Raw genomic sequence first — 16,307 nt, 5'->3', positions numbered from 1 at the left:
TAATTTTTTTAAAAGATATGGCCCCTTGGTCAAGCGGTTAAGACACCTCCCTTTCACGGAGGTAACACGGGTTCGAGTCCCGTAGGGGTCACCATTGATTTGTGGAGGATTAGCTCAGCTGGGAGAGCATCTGCCTTACAAGCAGAGGGTCGGCGGTTCGAGCCCGTCATCCTCCACCATATTTTCAAATTAGATTATTATTATTATTGTCGCGGGGTGGAGCAGTCCGGTAGCTCGTCGGGCTCATAACCCGAAGGTCGCAGGTTCAAATCCTGTCCCCGCAATTGGTCTGGTAGTTCAGTTGGTTAGAATGCCTGCCTGTCACGCAGGAGGTCGCGGGTTCGAGTCCCGTCCAGACCGCCATTTTCATTTGGCAAACTATTATGGCTCAGTAGCTCAGTCGGTAGAGCAAAGGACTGAAAATCCTTGTGTCGGCGGTTCGATTCCGTCCTGAGCCACCATTTATATTAAAAAACTTGCCGGGGTAGCTCAATTGGTAGAGCAAAACCGAATATGCTTCCTAAATTATCTTCAGCATACTGACCGAGTTGCTGCTTGTATAAGCTTCCTGAGGTCAGGATGACGATAACTAGGACAGCGTGGATAAATCAAATAATATACCAAACTTTACGCCGGGGTAGCTCAATTGGTAGAGCAACTGACTTGTAATCAGTAGGTTGGGGGTTCAAGTCCTCTCGCCGGCACCAGAAGTTACACAGTGAATATAATATGTGGAGGGGTAGCGAAGTGGCTAAACGCGGCGGACTGTAAATCCGCTCCCTCCGGGTTCGGCGGTTCGAATCCGTCCCCCTCCACCATTTATAGGGGTATAGTTTAAAGGTAGAACGAAGGTCTCCAAAACCTTTGGTGTGGGTTCAATTCCTACTACCCCTGCCAATTATATTGTGGCGATTGTGGCGAAGTGGTTAACGCACCTGATTGTGGTTCAGGCATTCGTGGGTTCGATTCCCATCAGTCGCCCCATAATATGATTATTAAATAATTAGAATAACATTGGGCTATAGCCAAGCGGTAAGGCATCGCACTTTGACTGCGACATGCGTTGGTTCAAATCCAGCTAGCCCAGCCAATTTGCGGAAGTAGTTCAGTGGTAGAACATCACCTTGCCAAGGTGGGGGTCGCGGGTTCGAATCCCGTCTTCCGCTCCAATGTATATGGCGGCATAGCCAAGTGGTAAGGCAGAGGTCTGCAAAACCTTTACCACCGGTTCGAATCCGGTTGCCGCCTCCATAAAACATTTGCTAGGTATGGATTAAAACAGGTAATTAGATTTTGCCGGGGTGGCGGAACTGGCAGACGCACAGGACTTAAAATCCTGCGGTAGGTGACTACCGTACCGGTTCGATTCCGGTCCTCGGCATTGCTTTATCAAAACAATTTTATACGCGCCGGTGTGGCGGAATTGGCAGACGCGCACGACTCAAAATCGTGTTCCGTGAGGAGTATCGGTTCGACCCCGATCACCGGTATCAATTTGTTTTAATAAGAAAGTTGCTCATAAAAATATGAGCAACTTTTTTTTGACTAAATTTTATTTTGTTCTTTTCTAAAAGATTGTTGCTCATAAAATTCGCCCATTGAATACTAAATCGTTAAATCAATCAAAAAATTCCAGATAATGAAGTGTAATTTTACACAAAATATCAATTTTAATGAGCATCTCCTTTATAATTACATCATTATTGACGAAAACAGACTAATGGTATAATCCATAATCTCCATAATCTTTTATGAAGACTGTCAAACTAAAATTCTTGTTTCTTTCCCAAAATAATGCACCACTCTTAAATAAATTCGACAAAATTTGCGTTTTTCCCTTGACGATACTAAAAATAGTGTGTAATATAGAAAAGGTCAGTTGATGATTCAAAAATTTGTCACTTATTAATGCGGGTGTAGTTTACTGGTAAAACCTCAGCCTTCCAAGCTGATGTAGTGGGTTCGATTCCCATCACCCGCTCCATACATATTAACTAACGCAGTGTATCGTTACATAAGAGAACGATGCATTGCGTTTTTTTCTATACAAAGAAAAAGATGCCCTATGGACACCTAAGGATTTGGAAGGAAGCATCTCCTCCATGTAATTTTGTAAACATATTCATTAAAGATTCTGTTAGTTTCATCGCGTTTTCAACGTCGGTTGAAGGCCTCAAATAAATAATTTGCAGGGCATTTTTAGTAGCAAAAGTTACTGGTGTTCTATCAGAATCGACGAATGGGCTTCCAAATGGACCCAGTTCATCACAAGATACAATTAGACGATTTAAAGAATTTATTCGCCCATTCAATCCGGTATATTCCTCACCCACCGTTCCCAACCGAATGCTCACCCGTCCCTTTATGAGATTCAGGTCATATATTCCGATTGGTACTTGATATTGTAAAGAGAAAAAATTATTTATATCAATCGCACTCTGAACGGAAGTAAGGTAATTTTGTTTTTGTACTCTCCTGTATAACGCCTCTACTGAGGGTCGATACCTGTTCGGGTCTTTACCGATTTTTTTAAAAATAGTACGCCATTCCTGAATGCCAGAGAGTTCAGTAACATTTTTATTTTCTAAATCAAAATAAATAGATTCTTGGAAAAGCTGGAGTCTTCCTTTTATCATTTGCTGCGATTCCCCGACCATAATATCTTTATATTCAATTATCCCCAGCTTAAAGTTAGGTATTTGCTCAAATAATTCCTGTGAGAGTTGAATTTCCAACCATTCCACCTCCAAAATTCATTGAAAATAGTTTATCATAAATAGATGCGCATCTAATAATATAACGAGCCAATTATTAAAATAAATGACTTCTAGGGAAGGAGGGGATCAAATGGATGTCCTAAACTTAAAGGAAGAACTCATCGCCTATAGTAAAGAAATTGGAATCGATAAAATTGGTTTCACAACCGCAGACACGTTCACTAAATTGAAAAACCGATTAATAAGGCAACAGGAACTCAAATACCAATCAGGATTTGAAGAACCAGATATAGAGAAGAGAGTGACCCCTTCATTATTACTAGAGGAACCTCGTTCGATCATTTCCATTGCCATTGCTTACCCTTCCAAAATGAATTACCGTGTTGAGAGTAAAAAGGGTGAGAGAAGAGGGATTTTCAGCAGGGCCTCTTGGGGTCTCGACTATCATCATGTTCTCAAGGACCGGCTGCACAAACTTGAGGAGTTTATCTCTGCAAAAATGCCAGAAGCTAGGTTAAAATCGATGGTTGACACTGGAGAACTCTCAGACCGCGCTGTGGCCGAGCGTGCTGGAATTGGTTGGAGCGGAAAAAATTGTTCCATTATTACACCGGAGTTCGGATCATATGTTTATCTTGGGGAAATGATTACCAGTATCCCTTTTGAACCAGATACACCAATTGAAAATCAATGCGGGTCATGCACAAAGTGTTTGGATGCTTGTCCAACAGGGGCACTTATACAAGGTGGACAAATTAATGCACAGCGCTGTATTTCTTATTTAACACAAACAAAAACATTTATCCCAGATGAGTTTAGAGACAAAATTGGTAACCGCGTCTATGGCTGTGATTCTTGCCAAACAGCATGTCCGGTTAACAAAGGGAAGAATTTTCATTTCCATGAGGAACTTGAAGCAGATTCTGATATTGCCAAACCGTTACTAAAGCCAATCTTAAAATTAAGTAATCGGGAATTTAAAGCTAAATTTGGTTACGTTGCTGGTTCATGGCGAGGGAAAAAGCCGATTCAACGGAATGCGATTATCGCGCTTGCCCATTTTAAGGATATAACAGCAATTCCCGAATTAGTGGATGTATTAGAAAATGAGGGAAGCCCAGTATCAAGAGGAACAGCTGCCTGGGCCCTTGGGAAAATTGGCGGTGAAACTGCTTTTGCTGCCTTAAAAAAAGCTCAAGAGCTTGAAACCGATCTGGAAGTACAAAATGAAATAGAAAAAGGTTTAAGTTATTATAGGTAAAAATGAGTGAACTCAAGGGTTTGCTCATTTTTTTTGATTGAAATCCTGTCTTCTCTCATATGTATGAGAGAAAGGGGTGAGAAATATGCTTCATTTGATACAAGATTTATTTGATAAAAGAGTAAATCAATTTGTCTCCGATAAAAGAACACATAAAGTATTTTTTCCAAAGGCTGAAATAAAACAAAGTGCATTGTCAAAAAGGTCTGCAGAAATTGTCAAAGTAAAAGCAGCCGGCAGAATCATAGAAAGAAATGAAGAGGATGAATTTCAAACAGTAAAATATCATGCTCATTATCAATATTTAATTAAACAAAAAGGTATTCTTTACATGGAGGAAGAAGTCGAAGAAAGATTAGCTAAGTTTTATAAAGAGGCTTTAGTGATGGATGAGGAAATCAACCCTTATGATTATCAAGAGCCTTATCAAGTACCAATTACACAGAGCTTTGAGGATAGTGATGAACGATTAAGCTTTCAATACAACCGCTTAAAAGCTGTACAATATGCGGAACGCTGGTGGAATAGCTACAATCCTGCCTACAAAAAATTTGAGAATGATTGCACCAACTTTATTTCACAATGCCTCCATACGGGCGAAGCGCCGATGAGAGGCTATCCAAATCGGAGCACAGGGTGGTGGCTCCAAAATAAGAATTGGAGCTACAGTTGGGCGGTGGCACACTCATTTAAGCTTTATTTTGCACATTCTAAAAGTGGTTTACGGGCACGGGAAGTCAGCAGTCCTGATCAATTATTATTAGGTGATGTTATTTGTTACGATTTTGAAGGGGATGGACGATTTAATCATAATACAATTGTTACGGGTAAGGATGCACATGGAATGCCGTTAGTGAACGCCCATACCTATAATAGCCGAATGAGGTATTGGGCATATGAAGATTCATCTGCCTACACACCTAAAATAAAATATAAGTTTTATACGATTCTGGGTTAAAAATGCATCATTATTGAAAGGATAAATCATAGTGGTATAATGGCATGTAGAGTTTTTTATCGAGGTGAGAAACGTGTCAATAAATGTAGTATTATATCAGCCACAGATTCCTTCTAATACAGGAAATATAGCAAGAACATGCGCCGGAACAGATACCAATTTACATTTAATCCGTCCATTAGGTTTTTCGACCGATGACAAAATGTTAAAAAGAGCAGGTTTGGATTATTGGCAACACGTTAATATTGTCTACTATGATTCACTTGATGACTTTTATGAAAAGAATGCTGGCGGTGATTTTTTTTATATCACAAAATTTGGTCAAAAGCCTTTTAGCAGCTTTGATTATAGTAATTCAAGCAAAGATTACTATTTTATCTTTGGACGGGAAACGACAGGACTTCCGAAAGATGTTATTGAAAATAACAAAGACGTCAGTTTGCGGATCCCTATGAATGAAAATATTCGTTCCTTAAATTTATCCAATACAGCTGCCATTCTTATTTATGAAGCACTTCGTCAGCAAAACTATGCACATTTAAAATAATAAAAGGAGGTCCTATCGGGCCTCCTTTTGATGAAATGAAAGGAAGTTTGTCATGAATGAAGTTATCAAAACAATTCTTAATCATCGCTCCCTTCGTCATTTTGAGGACAAGCCATTAACAGATGAACAAATCAAAACGATTGTTACTAGTGCCCAAGCAGCGGCAACATCAAGTTTTATTCAAGCCTACTCTATTATTGGTGTTAAGGACAAAGAGAAAAAGAAAAAATTAGCTGAGATTGCTGGTAACCAAGAATATGTTGAAAAAAATGGTCACTTTTTTGTTTTTTGCGCCGATCTTTATCGTCACACCATTATTGGGGAGAAGGAACAAAAAGATGTTACTCCATCTATCGAAAGTACTGAAAAGTTCATGGTTGCTCTAATAGATGCTTCTTTAGCTGCACAAAATGCAGCGATTGCAGCGGAATCGCTTGGGTTAGGAATATGTTACATAGGTGGAATTCGCAATAACCTAGAAGAAGTTAAAAAGCTTTTAAAGACACCCGAGCGGGTTATTCCTTTGTTCGGACTAGCTGTTGGAGTTCCAACCAAATTGACAGACAAAAAACCTAGGCTCCCGTATGAGCATGTTTACCATGAAGATGAATATCAACAAAACTCTGAAGTTTATCTTAGTCAACTGCAAAAATATGATGAATTGATTTCTTCCTACTATGAAGAGCGGACCAATGGGAAAAGAAAGGACCGCTGGACTGACCAAATAGCCACTATGCTTGATAGGAAGAGTAGAATGTATATGAAGGAGTTTGTTCAAAAAAATAAACTTAATCTTAAATAAAAAAACTGCCGATTGGCAGTTTTTTTATTTTGAAGAACCTGGTTTGTCATTATAACCCGATGTGAAGATTGCCGCTAAAAACGTGACCATTACTAAACAAACGATGAAAGTGTTCATATTTATGTAATCCTCCTTCGTCATACATTTTTCATTTTTATCACACATATAGTTTTATTATAGCCTATCTTATAAAAATGAAAAGAGGGAGATTCTTTTTATTAATACAAAAAAGATAGACGCTACTTGGAATGGTACGCATGTTCAAAAGCTTATCAGCATAGAGTATATTAATCGTCTCTGATTAACCTACAGGGGGAGGGCCTTATGGATATTCTAAAAAAAATCGAGATGTATCGCGAAGAAGAAGAAAAGCTACGGTGGGAAGGGTCATTCGCAGATTATTTACAGTTGTTGAAAGAGAAGCCATGGGTTGCACAGTCGGCACATTCACGAGTTTATAATATGCTTAAAGATGCAGGAATTACTGAAGAAAAAGGGACGAAAAAGTACGAATTCTTTAGCAATCAATTATTTGGTTTAGAGGAATCGCTGGAACGGCTTGTTGAAGAATACTTCCATCCGGCAGCAAAAAGGCTGGATGTAAGGAAGCGTATTTTGTTATTAATGGGTCCTGTAAGTGGAGGGAAGTCAACTCTTGTTACCATGCTAAAAAGGGGACTTGAAGCTTACTCTCTCACGGATAGAGGCTCTGTGTTTGCCATTAAAGGATGCCCAATGCATGAAGATCCACTTCATTTAATTCCACATCATTTACGCAAGGATTTCCATGATGAGTATGGAATTCGCATCGAAGGTAATCTTTCTCCATTGAATATGATGCGTCTAGAACAGGAGTATGGTGGACGAATCGAAGATGTTTTAGTAGAAAGAATCTTCTTCTCCGAAGATAAGCGAACCGGAATCGGAACATTTAGCCCATCCGATCCGAAATCACAGGATATTGCCGATTTAACAGGAAGTATTGATTTTTCAACCATTGCGGAATTTGGTTCCGAATCAGATCCACGTGCCTATCGCTTCGATGGTGAGCTTAATAAGGCGAACCGTGGAATGATGGAATTCCAGGAGATGTTAAAGTGTGATGAGAAATTCCTTTGGCACTTGTTGTCTCTAACTCAAGAGGGGAATTTCAAAGCAGGCCGGTTTGCCTTAATTAGTGCTGATGAGCTAATCGTAGCGCACACGAACGAAACGGAGTATCGCTCCTTTATCTCCAATAAGAAAAATGAAGCACTCCACTCAAGGATAATTGTTATGCCTATTCCTTATAACTTGAAGGTGTCACAAGAAGAGAGAATTTATGAAAAGATGATTAATGAGAGTGATGTTTCTGATGTTCACATTGCACCACATACATTAAAGGTAGCAGCGATGTTTACCATCCTTACTCGCTTAAAGGAACCGAAAAAAGGCGATATTGATTTACTTAAGAAAATGCGCCTTTATGATGGAGAAAGTGTGGAGGGCTTTAATACGGCGGATGTGGATGAACTTAAGAAGGAATATCCAGATGAAGGTATGAGTGGTATTGATCCTCGTTACGTGATTAACCGGATTTCATCCACGATCATTCGTAAAGAAATACCTTCAATTAATGCACTTGATGTATTAAGATCATTAAAAGATGGGCTGGATCAACACCCGTCCATCACTACAGAGTTACGTGAACGTTATATGAATTATATCTCATTAGCCCGTAAAGAGTATGATAATATTGCCAAGAAGGAAGTCCAAAAAGCATTTGTTTATTCATACGAAGAGTCAGCTAAAACGTTAATGGATAATTACCTTGACAATGTTGAAGCTTATTGCAACAAATCGAAGCTTCGCGATCCACTTACTGGAGAAGAAATCAATCCAGATGAAAAGCTCATGCGTTCCATTGAAGAACAAATCGGCATCTCTGAAAATGCGAAAAAGGCTTTCAGGGAAGAAGTACTAATAAGAATTTCTGCTTTTGCAAGAAAAGGCAAACGTTTTGACTATAACTCTCATGACCGCCTGCGTGAAGCCATTCAAAAGAAATTGTTTGCAGATTTAAAGGATGTAGTAAAAATCACCACTTCATCGAAAACACCTGATGAACAGCAATTGAAAAAGATTAATAACGTGGTGGCCAGGTTGGTTGATGAGCATGGCTATAATACAACATCAGCTAATGAATTGCTGCGTTATGTGGGTAGTCTATTAAATAGATAAGTGGATTAAAATAGCTAGGACTGGCAGAAGGTAATCTGTCAGTCTATTTTTTTCCTTATGATGATAAGGAGAAATCCCGGTGCATCCACATGGATAATTTGTCCAATTTAGTAGGCAAAAGCACAATTGTCAAAATAATTTGTAAATTATTCTATTTTTCTGCATAGGATAAAGTAATCCATATTTATCTTAATTTTTTCATTCGAGTTATATTATGAATTTGATAAAAATTTGTGCATTTTGGAAACTAATAAATTAATAAGGAGGGGTTTACATTGTCAGTTAACAACCATCAATATGTCATTTCAAGAGAAGATTGGTCCCTCCATCGTAAAGGCCACGATGATCAGCAGAGGCATCAGGAAAAAGTCCAGGAGGCAATTCGCAACAATCTTCCAGACTTAATTACAGAAGAGAGCATAATTATGTCTAATGGTCGAGATGTAGTAAAAATTCCGATTCGTTCATTGGACGAATATAAAATTCGTTATAATTATGACAAAAACAAACACGTGGGCCAAGGTGATGGTGACAGTCAAGTAGGTGATGTCGTTGCACGTGACGGTTCTAGCGGCCAAAAGGGACCAGGTAAAGGCCAAGGAGCGGGAGACCAAGCAGGCGAAGATTATTTTGAGGCAGAAGTATCATTAATGGAGCTTGAGGAAGCCCTATTTAAACAATTAGAGCTTCCAAATTTAAAGAGAAAAGAACAAGAAGAGCATCTCGTTGAAAATATTGAATTCAACGATATACGAAAAACAGGTTTAATGGGGAATATCGATAAGAAACGAACGATGATGTCTGCATTTAAAAGGAATGCAATGAGCGGGAAGCCTGCTTTTCACCCTATTTATAAGGATGATTTGAAATTTAAGACTTGGAATGAAGTAGTTAAACCGGATTCCAAAGCGGTGGTCATCGCAATGATGGATACAAGTGGAAGTATGGGGATATGGGAGAAATATATGGCACGCAGCTTTTTCTTCTGGATGACACGCTTTTTAAGAACGAAATATGAAACAGTGGAAATTGAGTTTATTGCGCACCATACTGAGGCTAAAGTTGTTACTGAGGAGGACTTTTTCTCTAAGGGTGAAAGCGGTGGGACAATTTGTTCATCTGCATACCGCAAAGCCTTAGAAATCATTGATGCCAAATACAATCCACGTAAGTTCAACATCTATCCATTCCACTTCTCAGACGGTGATAATCTCACATCGGATAACGCCCGCTGCGTGAAGCTAGTTGAGGAATTAATGAAGGTGTCAAACATGTTCGGGTATGGAGAGGTAAATCAATACAATCGCCATTCAACCTTAATGTCAGCCTATAAGAACATTAAAGATGATCAATTCCGCTACTATATTCTTAAGCAAAAAGCAGATGTGTTTCATGCAATGAAGAGCTTTTTCCAAGCAGAAGAATCGAAATTATTCGCTTAACAAAAACGACTGGTGTCAGGCACCAGTCGTTTTTTGCTATTGCTACTGTACTTTAATGCAATAAGCATCTTCCCTGAAAAGGTGGATTATATACAAGATTCTTTTCATAACTTGTATATAATACGTTTATTTTTTTTATTCAAAAAACATACTGCCATTTATAAGATTGATTAAATAAATTCAATCGAATGACAGAGATGCTATATGGAAGGAACTTTTGAAGTCGGTGTTGATTTTATTAATACTGATGATATAGCTACCTTGCAGCAGTTCTTGTTGAAAAATGATCCTCAGCCATCTGGACCTAATATTACTTGGGAAACCACTAATAAATAATAAAAAGTTGGATTATTAATACAAATGAAAGGCGATGACTGAGTGTCATCGCCTTTTTGTGTTTACCATCTTATGCAGCTTTATCAATGGAAGTGATGTATTCTTTACCTTTCTTTGAATCAAATCGCCCTTCCCACTTAGACATAACGATTGCTGCCAATGAGTTACCGAATACATTAACAACGGTACGAGCCATATCTAGAAGTCTATCGATACCCGCTATAAATGCGAGGCCTTCTAGTGGAATGCCTACAGTTCCTAAAGTTGCTAATAGAACCACAAAAGAAACACCCGGTACACCTGCAATTCCTTTGGATGTAACCATTAATACTAACATTAAAGAAATTTGTTGAGAAATACTTAAATCGATTCCGTACATTTGAGCAATGAAAATTGCTGCTAGCGCTTGATAGAGGGTAGAACCATCTAAGTTAAATGAATAACCTGTTGGAATAACAAAGGAAACAACATCTTTCGGACACCCGTATTTCTCCATTTTTTCCATCACTTTTGGCAAGACGCTTTCTGAACTGGCCGTTGAAAAAGCTAAAATTATTTCGTCCTTTAATATCTTTGTAATATGAAGAATGCTGGTCCCACATATCTTTGCTATAACACCTAACACAACAACAATAAAAAAGAACATTGCGGCATAAACACAAATGACTAATTTTCCAAGGGGAATTAAGGACGCTACTCCAAATTTTGAAACCGTTACACCTATAAGGGCAAAAACGCCAAATGGTGCAAATTTCATAATCCGATTTGTTACCCAAAACATGGCATCGGCCGTACCTTGGAAGAATGCAAGAACTGGTTTTCCTTTTTCACCGATTGCTGCAATTCCTAACCCAAACATAACGGAAAAGAAAATGATAGGAAGCATGTCCCCATTTGCTATAGATTCGAAGATATTTTTCGGAACAATATTGACAAATGTATCCATAAAACTATGACTTGTTACTTCACTTGTTGAGTCTACATATGTTTGTATATCGCCTTTAGCCAGTTTGGCCATATCCACACCTACACCTGGCTTAAAAATATTCGCTGCAAGCAAACCTATTATGATAGCGATCGATGTAACAATTTCAAAGTAAAGAATGGTTTTCCCACCGAGTTTACCTAACTTTTTCATATCCCCGGTTCCGGCAACACCAAGGATTAGTGTTGAAATAACAATGGGAACCACAATCATTTTTATCATTCGAATAAAGATGTCACCAATGGGCTGTAAATAGGTTGCAACTGCAGGATTTCCGTAAAAAATGGCTCCGACAATAATCCCCAAAATCAATCCAACAAGTATTTGATAACCTAAGCCAAACTTAAATTTTTTCATCCAATATCCTCCTTAAAATATAAAGTGCAAACGCTTACTATTTTTTCTGTAAATTTTAAAATGTAAGTTAATTATATAAGGAGATTATTAAATCCTACTAAATCCGACATAACTGATTATAAAATATTTACGTTATTTTGAATTGACAGAAAAAATCCCAGAACTTAGCTAAAGATCTGGGGAAATAAATCGTTTCTTTTATGAAGTTTGAGAGTATTTTTCTGCTGTATCAAGGAACAAAACCTGGAGGAATTTTTTAATATTAATTTTTACTTTCGTTGCTTCATTGCTATTTTGATTCAATTCTTTCATTCGTACCCTTATTTCTTGAAAATCGAAATAACGGGGTGCATAATATTCAAAATTGGGGTTGGTATAATCCAATGTTCCTAATGAAGCCAAGTTGTTAAGTGCTGCTATAATGGCTCTGCGGAGACGCTGTTCAATCGATTTCGTTTCTTTTTTAATATCCAGGATGTCTGCTTTATTCGAACTGGAAATAGCTTCGTATAAATCCTTGAGAGGGGGCAATAGTGCAGTGGAATCATTGCGATTTATTAAAAATTCCATCATCAATACCATATCCCCACTTCCTGATTCTCCGATAATCCCCATATCATTTAATATGGAATATACGATTTCTTTCACACTTAGTTGTTTTTGCGTAAACTTGTCTGATTCCATGTATGCCAGGGATTCCCGAATAGTCATTAACGATTGTCTAAGGCGATATTGTCCTACTGTTTTTTTTAGAATGCTTTGTACTTCTAATCGGTTAATTGGTTTATGAATAAAGAACTCAACACCCTTTTCATAAGCTTCACCGACAATTTCTTTATTTTCGATTTGAGAAATCATGATGAATTGTCCTTGAAATCCTTGAATCCTCAATTGTTCAATTGTTTCAATTCCGTCGAGATTAGGCATTAAAAAGTCGATTAAGACAACATCTGGACGGATCGAAAGGATGAGCGGAAGCGAATGGGCGCCAGATTCTGCTTCACCGACTACATCTCCTAGCTTGCCCTCTGAAATGATTTTCTTTAGCATTCTACGACTTGCTGTATCGTCGTCTACTATAAAATATCTCAGTTTTATTCACCTTTCTTTCTTATGTTATCGGTAGGAATTTTGATTCGAAAAGTAGTACCTTCATCTTGTGATTCTACTTCAATTTGGCCTTGAAGAGTATGAACAATTTCATGTACATGAGATAGACCAATCCCTGTTGCACCAACCCCATGATTATTGAATTTTGTTGTATAACCAGGTTCAAAGATGATTGATAGGTCCTCTTCGGGAATTCCATTTCCAGAATCGTTTATAGTGAAATAAATAAACTCTAGTTCCTCGAAGATATCTATAACGATTTTTCCTTTTTCCGAAATGGCCTCAACAGCGTTAGCGGTCAGATTATTCAATAATGCCAGTAATTGAATTTTTTGATGGGTATAAAAATCGGTAGAAATTGTCAGATTAAACGATATTTTTTTGTCTAACATTTCACTATATTTTTCATTTGCTGTAACCACAAATCCTAGCACATCAGAAAGAAAAAAATCATCATTACTTTTTTGAATCGTTATCTTGGACAGACCTGAAAGTATCCGCTGTGAATCCTTTTTCACTTCATGTATTTCTTGAGCAATGAGCAATGCTTGCACGCTTAGCTCGCCCTGATTGCTCTTCTTTAATTTTCGATATAAATCATGGCAAGATGCCGTGATTTGTTCAATATGATTCATTGATTTCTGAAGGTAGAGAGTTTCCGAATATAATTCCGATCCAACTTCGAGCATTTCTTGCATTCGTTTTTTTTGTTCCGAAACAGTTATGGAACTATATAGTCCTACAACGAAGTAGCTCCGGAATAAGGCAACCCCGCTTAATAATGCCCATTCGCTAAAGCTTGAGTTCTCATGATTTAATAACAGGTAGCGCATCAGGTGCTCTGCGCCGTTTGCGATAAACTCTATTCCTGCAGCCAAAAAACCAAGTATAAGGGGAAAAGTTTTGTATTTCTCTATTTTAATCACGCTGAGCCCTAAACCAAACAAGAAATAAAACAGAAATGCAGGCAGATGATTCTTTATGTTTGCCAAGAAAGGAACGGGATCGATCATCAAATCTCCAAGAATGCGAAAACAAACGACAATCATACCAGTGAAGAACCCTGTTAAAGCTAATGAAGCTGGTGGCTGAATAAGAATTATTAGAAAAAAAGTAATACTTCCTAATCCGAAACGAAAAGCCTCCCCATTGAAAGGAATTACTTTGATTTCGCTAGCAAACGCGGTTAACAGACCAGTAAGAATTAAGGAAATCCATCTAGATTTGTTAAAAAATATCTCAAAAAATGAAAATGAAGAAAACATTTATGTCTCCTTTGAAGTAATGAAGGCACCTAACTAAACAGGTGCCTTTACTTATAAAGATAATTTATTTTACCATTTCCTGAGGCAAATCAATATACTATAACCTGTTTTTTGTGAATGTATCAAAAGATGTCATTTTTCATCCATATGATGCGGATGCGATGTGCTTGCACCAGATAATAAAATTTCTTTAAGAAAAGTAAACATACTGCCATTTAAAAGATTGATTAAATAAATTCAATCGTATAAACATGGACTTCATGTATTTCATGCGATGAAGAGCTTTTTCCAAGCCGAAGAAGCGAAACTATTCGCATAAAAGAAACGACAGGTGCCTGACACCTGTCGTTATTTTTTATTCAATCGATAGAATTCCACTTTGACCTTGAGGCGTGTGTCCTTGTTTCTTTACATTTAATTTTGTTAGGTTCGTAAAGATAATAGGAGTAACAGTAGATGGAGCTGACTTCTTGATAAAATCTAAATCAAATTTTAGAATTTCTTGCCCTTTTGTAATCTGCTCGCCTTCTTTTACAAGAACTGTAAAACCTTCTCCTTTTAAATTCACAGTATCCATCCCAACATGGATGAGAATTTCATATCCTTGTTTTGATTTGAGTCCAAGGGCATGTTTTGTTGGAAATATATTAATGATTTCACCGTCAACAGGTGAAACTACTGAACCTTTAGATGGAACGATTGCAAAACCATCACCCATCATTTTTTGTGAAAAGACCTGGTCTGGAACCTCATGAAGTGGAATAATTTCTCCTTCAATAGGCATAATAAATTCTTTTTCCGAAAGAGGTAGTTTCCGATTCTCTTTCACTGATGTGTCTTCGTTGGGAATTATATCAAGATTTACATTGTCCATATCAATTTTCTTCATAGCATCAGCAATAAATTCTACTTCTGTACCAACCACGATTTGCAGATTGGTTTTATTTAACTTCATAATTCCTTTAGCACCATGCGCTTTGAGGGCAGATTCGCTTACCTTCTCCATATCCTTAATATTTAAGCGAAGGCGTGTTGTGCAATTATCAATTGTTGTAATGTTTTCTCTTCCACCAATATCATTAATAAAATGATAAGCCATCGTTTCATATTTATTGTTACCAACAGTGGCAGCGGGAGTCGCATTATCGAAGTTTTCGTCATCATCCTCACGGCCAGGTGTTTTAATATTAAATGCTTTAATTAATCCGTAGAAAATAACGAAATAAATAACGGCGTAGACAAGACCTACTACTAATAACAATAATGGCTTTTCAGCGATGTTAAAGTTTAATGCATAATCAATAGCACCTGCAGAAAAAGTGAAACCATCACGAATTCCAAGCATCGATGTGATCACAAAGGATAATCCTGTTAAAACAGCATGAACACCATATAATAATGGAGCAATAAACATAAATGAAAACTCAACTGGTTCTGTAATCCCTGTGAGGAATGAAGTCAATGCTAAACCAATAAACATTCCTAATGTAGCTTTTCTTTTCTCCGGTTTTGCGGCAGCCACAATAGCAAACGCTGCACCAGGAAGTCCAAACATCATAACTGGGAAGAATCCAGTCATATAACCGCCCGCAGATGGATCTCCAGCAAAGAAACGAGCAATATCTCCGGTTTTACCAGCATACTCTCCAAATTGGAACCAGAATAAACTGTTTAATACATGGTGCAAGCCTAAAGGAATGAGCAGACGGTTTAAAAAACCGAAAATACCTGACCCGATTGCTCCTAAGCCAATAATCCAGTTTCCGAGCCCATTAATGCCATCCTGAATCGGCGGCCAAGCAAATCCGGCAATTCCAGCTAAAAGAACCATTGCAATGGAAGTAATAATTGGAATAAACCTTCGGCCACTAAAGAAGCCTAACCACTCAGGCAACTTTATATCATGGAAGCGATTGTATAATAATCCCGCAATAATCCCGGCTAATATTCCTCCAAGAACTCCCATATTAATATCTTTATCAATTGCTTTTGTTCCTTCAGTTAAAACCAAGTAACCTATTGCACCGGATAATGCAGCGGCACCGTTGTTATCCTTTGAAAAACCAATGGCTACTCCTATCGCGAAGATTAATGCTAAGTTTGCAAAAATTGCGTTTCCTGCATTTGCTATAAATGGAATATCTAATAAATCGGGTTGTCCAAACCGAAGCAATAGCCCTGCAGCAGGCAATACTGCTATCGGAAGCATTAATGCTTTACCAATCCGTTGTAAAAATCCTAACATAATAGTCCTCTCCTTTTTAAAAGTCATTCTAGTGAAAGCGCTTTTCCATCAGTAAATATATC

At 37.8% G+C, this 16,307-nt stretch carries 12 protein-coding genes and 15 tRNA genes; 22 read left to right on the top strand and 5 right to left on the bottom strand.

Features of this window, described 5'->3' with window-relative positions; genetic code table 11:
* Window positions 1-19: 19 nt before the first annotated feature.
* The 15 genes from QF028_RS21200 to QF028_RS21130 all read left to right on the top strand — a co-directional run bounded on the left by QF028_RS21200 (window position 20) and on the right by QF028_RS21130 (window position 1,984).
* Window positions 20-94, top strand: a tRNA-Glu gene (locus tag QF028_RS21200).
* Window positions 95-103: 9 nt separating this feature from the next.
* Window positions 104-179 (top strand) — tRNA-Val (locus QF028_RS21195).
* 31 nt (window positions 180-210) lie between these two features.
* Window positions 211-284: transfer RNA gene (locus QF028_RS21190), tRNA-Met, on the top strand.
* 2 nt (window positions 285-286) lie between these two features.
* A tRNA-Asp gene (locus tag QF028_RS21185) sits at window positions 287-363 on the top strand.
* A 22-nt stretch (window positions 364-385) separates the two neighbouring features.
* Window positions 386-461 (top strand) — tRNA-Phe (locus QF028_RS21180).
* Between the two features lie 170 nt (window positions 462-631).
* Window positions 632-707 (top strand) — tRNA-Thr (locus QF028_RS21175).
* A 26-nt stretch (window positions 708-733) separates the two neighbouring features.
* Window positions 734-818 (top strand) — tRNA-Tyr (locus QF028_RS21170).
* Between the two features lie 5 nt (window positions 819-823).
* Window positions 824-897, top strand: a tRNA-Trp gene (locus QF028_RS21165).
* An 11-nt stretch (window positions 898-908) separates the two neighbouring features.
* Window positions 909-984: transfer RNA gene (locus QF028_RS21160), tRNA-His, on the top strand.
* Between the two features lie 31 nt (window positions 985-1,015).
* A tRNA-Gln gene (locus QF028_RS21155) sits at window positions 1,016-1,090 on the top strand.
* 4 nt (window positions 1,091-1,094) lie between these two features.
* A tRNA-Gly gene (locus tag QF028_RS21150) sits at window positions 1,095-1,169 on the top strand.
* Between the two features lie 8 nt (window positions 1,170-1,177).
* A tRNA-Cys gene (locus tag QF028_RS21145) sits at window positions 1,178-1,251 on the top strand.
* Between the two features lie 44 nt (window positions 1,252-1,295).
* Window positions 1,296-1,381: transfer RNA gene (locus tag QF028_RS21140), tRNA-Leu, on the top strand.
* A gap of 27 nt (window positions 1,382-1,408) precedes the next feature.
* A tRNA-Leu gene (locus tag QF028_RS21135) sits at window positions 1,409-1,490 on the top strand.
* Window positions 1,491-1,910: 420 nt separating this feature from the next.
* Window positions 1,911-1,984: transfer RNA gene (locus QF028_RS21130), tRNA-Gly, on the top strand.
* A gap of 79 nt (window positions 1,985-2,063) precedes the next feature.
* On the opposite strand, the gene QF028_RS21125 is transcribed toward QF028_RS21130, so the two are convergent.
* Window positions 2,064-2,735: a B3/B4 domain-containing protein gene (locus QF028_RS21125; protein ID WP_429468507.1), complete on the bottom strand. Its 672-nt coding sequence runs from the start codon at window positions 2,733-2,735 to the stop codon at window positions 2,064-2,066.
* A 112-nt stretch (window positions 2,736-2,847) separates the two neighbouring features.
* Between QF028_RS21125 and queG the strand changes: the two genes are divergently transcribed.
* The 7 genes from queG to QF028_RS21090 all read left to right on the top strand — a co-directional run bounded on the left by queG (window position 2,848) and on the right by QF028_RS21090 (window position 10,283).
* A complete protein-coding gene (gene queG, locus QF028_RS21120; protein WP_429468504.1) occupies window positions 2,848-3,978 on the top strand; it encodes a tRNA epoxyqueuosine(34) reductase QueG in 1,131 nt (376 codons plus the stop codon).
* An 85-nt stretch (window positions 3,979-4,063) separates the two neighbouring features.
* A complete protein-coding gene (locus tag QF028_RS21115; protein WP_429468502.1) occupies window positions 4,064-4,936 on the top strand; it encodes an amidase domain-containing protein in 873 nt (290 codons plus the stop codon).
* Window positions 4,937-5,009: 73 nt separating this feature from the next.
* On the top strand, window positions 5,010-5,483 hold the full coding sequence (gene trmL / locus QF028_RS21110) for a tRNA (uridine(34)/cytosine(34)/5-carboxymethylaminomethyluridine(34)-2'-O)-methyltransferase TrmL (protein ID WP_088085886.1): 474 nt from the start codon (window positions 5,010-5,012) through the stop codon (window positions 5,481-5,483).
* Window positions 5,484-5,535: 52 nt separating this feature from the next.
* Window positions 5,536-6,285: an oxygen-insensitive NADPH nitroreductase gene (gene nfsA / locus QF028_RS21105; RefSeq protein WP_429468499.1), complete on the top strand. Its 750-nt coding sequence runs from the start codon at window positions 5,536-5,538 to the stop codon at window positions 6,283-6,285.
* Between the two features lie 324 nt (window positions 6,286-6,609).
* On the top strand, window positions 6,610-8,505 hold the full coding sequence (locus tag QF028_RS21100; RefSeq protein ID WP_088085888.1) for a PrkA family serine protein kinase: 1,896 nt from the start codon (window positions 6,610-6,612) through the stop codon (window positions 8,503-8,505).
* A gap of 275 nt (window positions 8,506-8,780) precedes the next feature.
* Entirely contained in the window at window positions 8,781-9,947 is a 1,167-nt protein-coding gene (yhbH, locus tag QF028_RS21095; RefSeq protein WP_215003926.1) for a sporulation protein YhbH, read from the top strand.
* A 204-nt stretch (window positions 9,948-10,151) separates the two neighbouring features.
* Window positions 10,152-10,283, top strand: coding sequence for a hypothetical protein (locus QF028_RS21090; RefSeq protein ID WP_429468497.1), 132 nt, complete (start codon window positions 10,152-10,154; stop codon window positions 10,281-10,283).
* A gap of 70 nt (window positions 10,284-10,353) precedes the next feature.
* Here the strand turns inward: QF028_RS21090 and QF028_RS21085 are convergent, their stop codons facing one another.
* The 4 genes from QF028_RS21085 to nagE all read right to left on the bottom strand — a co-directional run bounded on the left by QF028_RS21085 (window position 10,354) and on the right by nagE (window position 16,245).
* On the bottom strand, window positions 10,354-11,625 hold the full coding sequence (locus tag QF028_RS21085; protein WP_429468495.1) for a cation:dicarboxylate symporter family transporter: 1,272 nt from the start codon (window positions 11,623-11,625) through the stop codon (window positions 10,354-10,356).
* 198 nt (window positions 11,626-11,823) lie between these two features.
* Complete coding sequence (locus QF028_RS21080; RefSeq protein WP_410888817.1) at window positions 11,824-12,717, bottom strand: response regulator; 894 nt, start codon at window positions 12,715-12,717, stop codon at window positions 11,824-11,826.
* A 2-nt stretch (window positions 12,718-12,719) separates the two neighbouring features.
* Window positions 12,720-14,000 carry an ATP-binding protein gene (locus tag QF028_RS21075; RefSeq protein WP_429468493.1) on the bottom strand — a complete coding sequence of 427 codons (1,281 nt, stop codon included), beginning with the start codon at window positions 13,998-14,000 and terminating at the stop codon, window positions 12,720-12,722.
* A 355-nt stretch (window positions 14,001-14,355) separates the two neighbouring features.
* Window positions 14,356-16,245 carry an N-acetylglucosamine-specific PTS transporter subunit IIBC gene (gene nagE, locus QF028_RS21070; protein ID WP_429468490.1) on the bottom strand — a complete coding sequence of 630 codons (1,890 nt, stop codon included), beginning with the start codon at window positions 16,243-16,245 and terminating at the stop codon, window positions 14,356-14,358.
* Between the last annotated feature and the right edge of the window lie 62 nt (window positions 16,246-16,307).

Source organism: Neobacillus sp. B4I6 (genome assembly GCF_050434045.1).
Classification (GTDB): Bacteria; Bacillota; Bacilli; order Bacillales; family Cytobacillaceae; genus Neobacillus.
This window is presented reverse-complemented; position numbering and strand designations above follow the sequence as displayed.